At 68.0% G+C, this 7,155-nt stretch carries 8 protein-coding genes; 5 read left to right on the top strand and 3 right to left on the bottom strand.

Annotated elements, in window-relative coordinates:
* Positions 1-162: 162 nt before the first annotated feature.
* Positions 163-921 (bottom strand): SDR family oxidoreductase, encoded by a 759-nt coding sequence (locus LOY02_RS16840; RefSeq protein ID WP_317183528.1) that lies wholly within the window; start codon positions 919-921, stop codon positions 163-165.
* Between the two features lie 165 nt (positions 922-1,086).
* On the opposite strand from LOY02_RS16840, the gene LOY02_RS16835 reads away from it, so the two are divergent.
* Together LOY02_RS16835 and LOY02_RS16830 are read left to right on the top strand one after the other, a co-directional pair.
* Positions 1,087-1,581, top strand: a complete 495-nt coding sequence (locus LOY02_RS16835; protein WP_317183527.1) for a MarR family winged helix-turn-helix transcriptional regulator — start codon at positions 1,087-1,089, stop codon at positions 1,579-1,581.
* A gap of 278 nt (positions 1,582-1,859) precedes the next feature.
* Positions 1,860-2,159, top strand: coding sequence for a dihydrofolate reductase family protein (locus tag LOY02_RS16830; RefSeq protein WP_317183526.1), 300 nt, complete (start codon positions 1,860-1,862; stop codon positions 2,157-2,159).
* Positions 2,160-2,411: 252 nt separating this feature from the next.
* Here the strand turns inward: LOY02_RS16830 and LOY02_RS16825 are convergent, their stop codons facing one another.
* Both LOY02_RS16825 and LOY02_RS16820 read right to left on the bottom strand, forming a co-directional pair.
* Positions 2,412-3,152, bottom strand: coding sequence for a hypothetical protein (locus LOY02_RS16825; protein WP_317183525.1), 741 nt, complete (start codon positions 3,150-3,152; stop codon positions 2,412-2,414).
* Positions 3,153-3,412: 260 nt separating this feature from the next.
* Positions 3,413-3,997 (bottom strand): DinB family protein, encoded by a 585-nt coding sequence (locus tag LOY02_RS16820; RefSeq protein ID WP_317183524.1) that lies wholly within the window; start codon positions 3,995-3,997, stop codon positions 3,413-3,415.
* A gap of 126 nt (positions 3,998-4,123) precedes the next feature.
* Here LOY02_RS16820 and LOY02_RS16815 point away from each other — a divergent pair, with 126 nt between their 5' ends.
* From LOY02_RS16815 to LOY02_RS16805, 3 genes are all read left to right on the top strand, one after another.
* Positions 4,124-5,233: an NAD(P)-dependent alcohol dehydrogenase gene (locus LOY02_RS16815; protein ID WP_317183523.1), complete on the top strand. Its 1,110-nt coding sequence runs from the start codon at positions 4,124-4,126 to the stop codon at positions 5,231-5,233.
* A gap of 284 nt (positions 5,234-5,517) precedes the next feature.
* Positions 5,518-6,117 (top strand): carboxymuconolactone decarboxylase family protein, encoded by a 600-nt coding sequence (locus LOY02_RS16810; protein ID WP_317183522.1) that lies wholly within the window; start codon positions 5,518-5,520, stop codon positions 6,115-6,117.
* A complete protein-coding gene (locus tag LOY02_RS16805; protein ID WP_317183521.1) occupies positions 6,114-6,992 on the top strand; it encodes an RNA polymerase sigma-70 factor in 879 nt (292 codons plus the stop codon). The genes LOY02_RS16810 and LOY02_RS16805 overlap by 4 nt, the downstream gene beginning before the upstream one ends.
* The last annotated feature ends 163 nt before the right edge of the window (positions 6,993-7,155 follow it).

Genomic DNA, 7,155 nt, shown 5'->3' with positions numbered 1-7,155 from the left:
CTAGCCCCACGCGGACGCGGTCGTGACCCTGGCCGCCGCTACCCAGGCCGACTAACGCAGGTGGGACGGCAGGCGAAACCACCGTGCGGCCCGTCCGGTCCTGGGGAGCAAAGAGGATTGTGGTCGAACCGGTGCGAAGTGACGAGGCCCCGCTCCTCGCGGTCAGAGGATCGTCGTGAGGACGCCCCCGTCGGCGCGTACGGCCGCGCCGTTGGTGGCCGACGCGAGGGGGCTCGCGAGGTACAGCGCGAGGTTGGTGAGTTCGCGCGGGTCGATGAAGCGCTGCAGCAGGGACGTCTGGTTGCCAGCGATGATCGCGCCCTTGAGCTCGTCAGTTCCCATGCCCTGAGCCCGGGACAGCTCCTCGACGACGCGGGCCACGCCTTTCGAGTACGTCGGCCCGCCGAGGATCGTGTTGACCGTGACCTCGGTGCCTCGGGTCCGCTTGGCGAGACCGTTGCTCAGGGCCAGCATCCCGGCCTTGGTCACCCCGTAGTGCACCATCTCTGCAGGAACGTTCACCCCGGACTCGCTGCCGATGAAGATGATGCGGCCCCATCCCCTCGCCAGCATCCCGCCGAGCACATGACGTGAGAGCCGGACGCCACTCATGAGGTTGACCTCGACGTAACGCTGCCAGTCCCCGTCGGTAATGTCCTCGAATCCCTTGACCTCGAAGAGCCCGACGTTGTTCACGAGGATCTCGACCTCGCCGAGGCCCTCGAGCAGACGGGAGACCTGGTCCGGGTCGGCGAAGTCCGCTGCGACGCCGGATACGACCGCGCCGGGAACCTCCTCCCGCAGGCTCTGTGCCGCGTTGCGGACGCGCTCGTCGTCGCGCCCGTTCACCGCGACCGACGCCCCCTCCTCAAGCAGGCCGCGGGCGATCGCGTAACCGATGCCCTGCGTCGAACCGCTCACAAATGCCCTTTTGCCGCTGAGCTGAAGGTCCACGTCATCACCGTCATTTCTCCGACCTCAACGGCCAGCCTCACTTGATCAGTCAAGTCAAAACGTAAGGGAGGTGACTTGCTTGATCAAGTCAGCCCCGTCGTTCGAGGTGGAATGCCTGCGTAATCTGGGCCCATGAAGCCGAGGGCGCCGGAGCGACTCACCGGAGACGACCTGCAGACGTGGGCGGCACTGGCCACTGTCCTGGAATGGCTCCCCAGCGCGCTCGACGAGCAGCTGCAACGTGACTCGGGCGTCAGTCACTTCGAGTATGGCGTCATGTACGCCTTGGCCTGCGCCGAGGACCGCACCCTACGCATGAGTGTCTTGGCGGGCTACGCCAACAGCTCGCTGTCGCGCCTGTCGCGGGCTGTGGCCCGCCTCGAGTCGAAGGGCTGGGTGCGTCGTCGACCCGACCCCGACAACGGGCGGTACAACCTCGCCATCCTCACCGACCTCGGGGCGCGCACGGTGGAGCAGGCCACGCCGGGGCACGTCAGGACCGTCTACCGACTCGTCCTCGACCAGCTGACCGTGACCCAGAAGCGGCAGTTGCGCGAGGCGAGCCGACGGATCATTCGAGCGGTCAAGGCCGAGGGCGAGTGGACGCCCGCCCCACCTGCGAAGTAGCAAGTCTTGCGTCATCCCCCGGTTGCGACGGGCGAGGCGGTGCAGTCCACGACCTGCTCACGCCGACGCCCGAGTACTGATGAGCATGCGTCGCATCCTCGGCGTCGAGCAGCGGGCGTCGTGAGAGGCCACGCCATTTCGACGCCCTCAACCTCATTGACGTATGCCGCTGGGCTGGGTGCGCATGGTCGACTACATCACCTCGCTCGACGGGTTCGGCGCGGGTGTTCTCAGGGAGCCTGCAGGCGCCTCTTGCGGGGGCGAACTCGACCCTGGTCGTGCAGGACGCCGTCGAAGCGGTCCGCTCCCTGAAGCGGGACGGCGACCTCCCGCTGCGCACGATCGGCAGCCCGAGCCTGTGCCGCTCGCTGCTCAGGGCGGGTCTGGTCGACCGGTACCGCGTGGTGGCGTTCCCGGTTGTCAACAGGGCAACGGGCCGGGACCGCATGTACGACGACTGGCCCGACGTCAGCTTCGAGACGGCCGACTCGCGCACCTTCGACGGCAGGCTCCAGCTGTTGGAGCTCGTGCCCACCGTGCTCGACGCGCCTCCCGGGACCGCCTCGGAATCAGACTGAGCGCTGGCACCCTGGGGGACCATGCCGGTGCAGGATCGAACCGCCCCCACGCGACGAACGCCCACAGACTCAGGTAGACGAGAACTTCAGTGCCCATCCCCGAAGTCGTCGACCCAGTGCTGACTCTCTCCCACTGCGCGGTATCGCTCCCTTCCCATCAGCAACAGACTCGTGCCGCCGGCGGCCTGTCCACCTCTGAAATCACGGTGGTGCCACAAGACCGAGGTGTCGGCCGGCGAGCCGGGCTGGAGGTCACGCGGGCGACTGGCCGGGCTCCGCTCTGTCGCCGTGACCGGGTCCATGAGGTGGCTGGTCGATCCGGAGCAGTCTCCAGCCGACCATGGCAAACCAGATCGGCAGCAGCAGGCCGTAGACGAGGTACGCGGAGCCGATCAGGGGTCGGAGGGCCTCGGACATGATCCCGATACTGCCCGTGACGATCCCCAGGATCGCGGTCGGCCCGCCGAACACCCCACGCCGCATCACCACGGACAGCACGAGAATTCCAGCGGCGGTCAAGATCCCGCCCCAGGAGACCGCGTTCGTGGCCGCGATCAGCGCGTCCGCCGCGCTCACCAGCCCGGCTCGCTCGGCTGTCGTGCCGGCGGACGCGTACGCGTCGCTGAGGAGCACCAGGCCGCCGTGGAGCGACTGGGGACTACTGCCCAGCGCCAGGGCGATGATCTCCGAGGCGACACCGAGCAGGCCGCCGATGAGCGCCACGCTCTTGTTGACGTCCATCAGCGCCACCGTGACGGCAGCGAACACGATCATCGCGGGCACGGCCAGGCCCACGAAACAGACCAGCTGGGTCAGGTACACCGCCTTGTGCTCGGCGATGTACTCCAGCAACGGTGCCCCCTCTGTGGGTGGCAGCGGAGCGAGGAAGACCAAGGCCACCGGCACGAGCACAAGCAGCACGAACAGCAGCGCAGACACGCCGCCGGCGCGGTACAAGGCCTTCCAGGACATGTCGAGGCGAGCCTGCTCCATGTCCCGATGGTGGCACCAGCCAGAGCCGGGTGAAGGTCTTCTCGCAGCGCCGGCCTGTCGGCTGCGCCACAGCACGGATACGACCTGACCGGCTTCCGCACCGCCTCCCGCCCCGCAAGCTGGCGAGGAGCGCGCCGGCCGCTACACCTCGATGCTCTCCGGAGGGCGCCGACCTCCAGCTCACTTCACCGAGGAACAATGGCGCAGTTCATCTCTGTGGAGCCGACAGGCGTCCAGATCGGTGACTCCGTGCGCCGGGTTCAGAAGCGCTCGGCCAGACGGGTGAGCTTGGCGACATACGCGGGCCAATCCTGCTGCGGAAGATTGCTGGATCCCGCCCGGAGGCCAGCCGCTCCGTCGATCTCCTCACGCACGATGTCCGCGTGCCCCACGTGTCGAGCGAGGTCCACAATGACGTGCACCATGACGAGGGCCAAGGTGACCTGCTGGTGATCCTCGCTCCACCACGGGACTCGGCCGACCGCATCCAGCGGAAGCTCCTCGATCGTCGCATCGGCGAACGCCCACACCCGCCGGTACAGGTCGACGATCTCGTCGCAGGTTTCGCTCTCGGTCGCGTACCAGTCGGCCTGCGGGTCGGCCTTCAGATCCGCTTCGGAGACCCGCTGCTGGGGCGTCGGCCATTCTCTGCCGAAGGTGTCGCCGAAGTAGCCGATCTCGACGTTGGCCATGTGCTTGACGATGCCGATGAGATTGGTCCCAGTGGGTGTGCGGGGCATTCTGAGGTCCCGCTCGGTGAGGCCGTCCAGTTTCCACAGCAATGCCTCGCGGCATTCCTGCAGGTACTGACGCAGCGCGGCCTTGTGGGCTCCCGGATCGCTCATGTCGACATTCTGTAGCGTGATGCAACCTCCTGTCCGATCCTGACGCATGGGGGTCGAGTTCCGGGAGCTGGTTCGTTGGCGGACAACGGGTTACGGTTCCAGGTGACCCCTACGGGAGGAGTTCTCGTGCCCATCCAGATCAGCGCCCACGTCCTCCGCGAGCCGCGCGGCACCTTCGAGCTGGTCGGCGGCATCGAGCTGGCCGACCCGCGCCCGGGTGAGGTGCTGGTCCGCTACACCTCGACGGGCCTGTGCCACACCGACCTGTTCGCCCGCGACGTCTTCCATCAGCCCGACTTCCCGCCGGCGATCTACGGCCACGAGGGCACGGGCGTGGTCGAGGCCGTCGGCGCCGGCGTGAGCGATGTCGCCGAGGGCGACCGGGTGATGGCCTCGTTCACCTCGTGCGGCCAGTGCCGCACCTGCCTGACCGGTCGGCCGTTCAACTGCGAGCACTTCAACGACGTCAACTTCGCCCTGGCCCGCCCCGACGGTTCCTACAAGGCGAGCCTCGAGGGACAGCCGGTCGGCTCCAGCTTCTTCGGCCAGTCGTCGTTCGGCAGCCACGCTCTGGTGGCCGAGCGAGACCTGGTCAAGGTGCCGGAATGGGTGGCCGCCGAGGACGAGCACCTGCTCGGTCCGCTCGGGTGTGGCATCCAGACCGGAGCGGGCGCGATCCTCAACGTGCTGCGGCCAGGACCAGTCGACAGCATCGTGATCGCGGGCACGGGCGCTGTCGGCCTCAGTGCGCTGATGGCGGCCGTGGCCTCCGGGATCGGGACGATCATCGCGGTCGACATCGTCGAGGAGCGGTTGAAGCTGGCCAGGGAACTCGGTGCCACGCACACCATCGACGGCAACGACGAGGATCAGGTCGAGCAGATCCGCGACCTGACTCACGGCGGCGCGTCGCATGCCTTCGACACCACGGGCGTCGCGCCCGTGCTCAGCCGACTGGTCGACGCCCTGGGGTGGGGCGGTCGGCTCGGCATCGTCGGGGCGGCCCCGGGGATGACGCTCGACCTGCTGCCGGTCATGCAGCTCGGTCGGCAGGTGCAGGGAATCGTCGAGGGGAACTCCGTGCCCCGGGTCTTCATCCCTCAGCTGCTCGAGTTGCGACGCAACGGACGCTTCCCCCTGGAGAAGCTCGCACGCACCTATCCGTTCACCGATCTCGAAGCCGCCATCGGTGACACCACATCCGGGGCGGCAGTCAAGGCAGTCCTCGTGCACTGACCCCTTCACCGCGTCGCGCGCTGCCTTCCGCGGTCGGCGGCGACAGCCCAGCCGCGATGTCCGCAGCCAGATGCAGGTCCTGCGCGCGAACAGCCTTCACCGAAAGGGCCCCGCGGTCACGGCACGTTCCCGGACTGTCGGGGTGAGACCCACTCCCGTTTGAGTCCCCACTGTGTCCCGCGTCCGACCGCCCACGGTGACGCGGGTCGGGCGGCAGGATGTCACGCCTGGTCCAGTGGCGGTGACTTGAGGTGTACCGACCCGGCGCAGTGAAGGAGGACGAGATGTCCGAGTACCGGATCCCGACGACCGAGCTCACCGGCATACGAGGCGCTCTGGTCAAGAGGTTCAGCAAGAGGATGCTCGGAGAGGTGCCAGAGCAGCTCGGGGTGATGTGGCACAACAAGCAGGTGCTGATGACCGTCATGGGCATGTCGAAGAAGGCAAGGAAGTGGAACGAGTGCGATGAGAACCTGAAGGTCTTCGCGCACATGGCCACGATGGCCCTGGTCGGCTGCCGGTTCTGCCTTGACCTGGGCTACTTTGCCACCTATCACGACGGGCTCGACGTGGCGAAGGCGCGCGAGGTACCGCGGTGGCGTGAGTCGGAGGTCTTCTCGCCGCTCGAGCGTGATGTCATGGAGTACGCCGAGGCGATGAGCCAGACGCCGCCGACGGTGACCGATGAGTTGTCGGCACGCCTGCTCACAGAGCTCGGTGCGCCGGCACTGTTGGAGCTGACCGCCTTCGTGACCCTGGCGAACATGATGTCCCGGATGAACGTCGCCGTCGGCCCCTTCGCATCCCAAGGCTTCTCGGACCGGTGTGGGCTGCCCCCGCTGGCCGAGCGGTCCACTGCCGCCGGAGTAGCGTCGGAATCATGAGCTCCGAGGCCAGCATCGAAGAGTTCGAGAGTCGTCGCAGCCTGCTGTTCACGGTTGCCTACGAACTGCTCGGCTCGGCGGTCGAGGCCGAGGACGTGGTGCAGGACACCTGGTTGCAGTGGGCGAAGGTGGACCACGCCCAGGTCCGCGACGCGCGGGCGTTCCTGACCCGGATCGTCACCCGTCAGGCCCTCAACCGGTTGCGCACGCTGTCCCGGCGCCGCGAGACCTACGTCGGCGAATGGCTCCCCGAGCCAGTGTTGACGACCCCTGACGTCGCCGAGGACGTCGAGCTCGCCGAGAGCGTTTCGATCGCCATGCTCAGGGTTCTGGAGACGCTCGGACCGACCGAGCGGGCGGTATTCGTGCTCCACGAGGTCTTCGCGGTGCCCTACGACGAGATCGCCGCAGCCATCGACAAGAAGCCGGCCGCCGTGCGACAGATCGCCCACCGCGCGCGGTCGCACGTCAACGCCCGCAGCCCGCGGCTGCGGGTGTCCCGTGCGGAGCAGACCGAGGTGGTCAACCGACTGCTGGCTGCGATCCGCACCGGCGATCTCGCCGGCCTGATGAACGTGCTGGCCCCGGACGTCGTTGCCCTCGGGGACGGCGGCGGGCTGGTTCGCGCAGCCGCCCGCCCGATCACCGGGCCCCGCCGGGTGGCGACGAGCCTGATGCTCCTGGGCCGAGCCGAGGGCGTCTCCCTGGATGCCGCCTGGGTCAACGGCGCCGTGGCGATCAGGGTCGAGCACCACGGCGCCCTTCACGCGGTCATCAGCATCCAGGCCGAAGCCGGGCACGTCACCGCGCTCTACGGGGTCAACAACCCCGAGAAGCTGACCCGGATCGACCGCGTGACTCCCCTGACTACCTGACCTCAACCGCCAGGATCAAGGGCTTCCTGCACGGCCTTCTCGGCGCCGCGACGTCGGCTCCGTCCCGGACGAGGACGCCGGTCATCGCAGCGTGTTACCCCAGGAGGCCGTGGCGCCAGGTGGGATGCGCGGGCTGCCATCCCAGCTCGCGCTTGGCCTTGGC

The organism is Intrasporangium sp. (assembly GCF_032907665.1).
Classification (GTDB): Bacteria; Actinomycetota; Actinomycetes; order Actinomycetales; family Dermatophilaceae; genus Intrasporangium.
Note: the sequence above shows the minus strand (reverse complement) of the source record. Positions and strands in the feature narration are given on the sequence as shown.

What these genes read in the sequence shown, in the direction of transcription:
- LOY02_RS16835 (WP_317183527.1), top strand. Translation starts at nt 1,087, where the DNA reads ATGAAGCCGAGGGCGCCGGAGCGACTCACCGGAGACGACCTGCAGACG.
- LOY02_RS16810 (WP_317183522.1), top strand. Translation starts at nt 5,518, where the DNA reads ATGTCCGAGTACCGGATCCCGACGACCGAGCTCACCGGCATACGAGGC.
- LOY02_RS16825 (WP_317183525.1), bottom strand. Translation starts at nt 3,152, where the DNA reads ATGGAGCAGGCTCGCCTCGACATGTCCTGGAAGGCCTTGTACCGCGCC.
- LOY02_RS16820 (WP_317183524.1), bottom strand. Translation starts at nt 3,997, where the DNA reads ATGAGCGATCCGGGAGCCCACAAGGCCGCGCTGCGTCAGTACCTGCAG.
- LOY02_RS16805 (WP_317183521.1), top strand. Translation starts at nt 6,114, where the DNA reads ATGAGCTCCGAGGCCAGCATCGAAGAGTTCGAGAGTCGTCGCAGCCTG.